2 protein-coding genes are annotated in these 1,850 nt (G+C 34.7%); both read right to left on the bottom strand.

The genetic code is table 11. The annotated features are described in order from the left end of the window. On the bottom strand, nt 1-955 hold a 955-nt coding region (locus ACOVO2_RS14705), incomplete at its 3' end, for a glycoside hydrolase family 3 protein (RefSeq protein WP_421770708.1). 47 nt (nt 956-1,002) lie between these two features. Continuing rightward, nucleotides 1,003-1,713 carry a hypothetical protein gene (locus ACOVO2_RS14700; RefSeq protein ID WP_421770707.1) on the bottom strand — a complete coding sequence of 237 codons (711 nt, stop codon included), beginning with the start codon at nt 1,711-1,713 and terminating at the stop codon, nt 1,003-1,005. Between the last annotated feature and the right edge of the window lie 137 nt (nt 1,714-1,850).

The raw sequence follows: 1,850 nt of genomic DNA, 5'->3' as shown, positions 1-1,850 counted from the left end.
CTGCTAAAACCGCTCTTACGTTGGCTTCGCCTTTCGAGAAATACTTGATTGCACCTTGCATATCCATCGCATCGGTGAAAGTCAAACCCTTGAAATTGAGGTCTTTACGCAAAATATCTGTGACGATTCTTTTAGAAAAAGTTGCCGCCAGATTTTTACTTGTATCCAACACCGGAACACTCAAATGCGAAGTCATGATTCCACTTAAACCGTTGTCTATCAATTTCTTATAAGGATAAAACTCAACAGCATCTAAACGTTTGCGGTCGTGTGGAATCAAGGGCAAATCGAAGTGAGAATCAACGCCCGTATCGCCATGACCAGGGAAGTGTTTGGCAGATGTGAGCAAATGTTCACTATTCATGCCTTGCATGTAGGCGAGGGCTTTGTTGGCAACCTCTTCTTGGTTTTCGCCAAACGAACGAAAATTGATGACAGGATTATTAGGGTTTATATTGACATCAACCACAGGGGCATAATTGATATGCACGCCAATTCGGCGACATTGTTTAGCTACTTCAACGCCCATATCAAAAAGTAACTTTTCGTTGCCTTGCATTGCTCCGAGTGTCATTTGGTACGGAAAACGCACAGTGCTGTCCAATCTCATGGCTAAACCCCATTCCAAATCCATACCTATCAAAAGCGGCACTTTTGATAAAGCCTGTAACTCATTCACGATGCGGGCTTGGACAGTTGGCGGAGCGGCAAACATCACAATTCCACCGATTCGATTATCTTTTACCCAACGTTTGAGTTTTTCTACGTCGTGTGGTCGGCCAGAAGTATTGCCACGAGGCATGAGTAGTTGCCCAATTTTCTCGTCGAGCGTTAGTGTCGTGAAAACCGAATCTACCCAACGTTTATTATAATTAGTCAAGAAATCAGGTTCTTTTTGTGCAAAACTTGATAAAGTGTTGATAAGTAAGAGGAATAGGAAAAAAAGTCTTTTCATTGGTTATGGGTTTGTTTGTGAAAAAGTGGTTTGGTAATGATGTTTAATTATGATAAGCCAGCTTTTTTTAAAATATTATTGACTTTCTTGTCAGTTATTGATTCTATATCTGAAGAAAATGCTTTATGTTTAATTAGAACTCCATTTTCAAAATATAATTTAAATTGACAATCAAAATGTTTTTTGCTATTGATTTTAAAATTGCCTTTTAGTTTTGATAAAGCATCATTCAATTTTGGACTTAAAAATTTATTCTCTAATACATAATCAAAATTTATTCCTTTGAAATCTTCTCGATTAAACTTTTTAATAATTTTTCCATCATCAAAAGTACAACCCAAATAAGAGTAGACTTTATCATTTAGGTAGATTTCTTTTTTATAATCGGTATCAGAATAGTTTGTAAGTTGTCCAAGCATTGCCGCTTTATTATAATTATATATAACCTTTCTTAATTCTAACCAATCTATAGATTCAATCCATAAACTTTGAATATCCGAGGCAAAAAACCTTATCAAAGGTGTGCCAGTACCTGCATAATTGTAATCAACTATTTTGACAGAAAGTGTTTTACTCTCAGAATAATGAACTATTTCGAGTAGCCATTGTACATCTTCAGTTGGAAAAATTTTAAAATATTGAAATGGAATTGTTGTTTGTGAAAACTTTAATTTTTCATGGGAGGAGTTGTTAATATAAATTCCATCGTTTTTTAAACGAACTAAAAACTTGAACCCTTTTAAAGATGAATTCAGCATAACTTATGGAATATTTATTAATTCTTGAAATATATCAACTGAGAGAAATTTACAAATTGGTCAGTTACTGACTGACTAATTCAAAAACCATTACTCAAAGTAAATAAAAAATCATCAAAAAACCTGCGTTTTATCGC

The sequence above is a fragment of the Emticicia sp. genome (genome assembly GCF_049241225.1).
GTDB lineage: Bacteria > Bacteroidota > Bacteroidia > Cytophagales > Spirosomataceae > Emticicia.
This window is presented reverse-complemented; position numbering and strand designations above follow the sequence as displayed.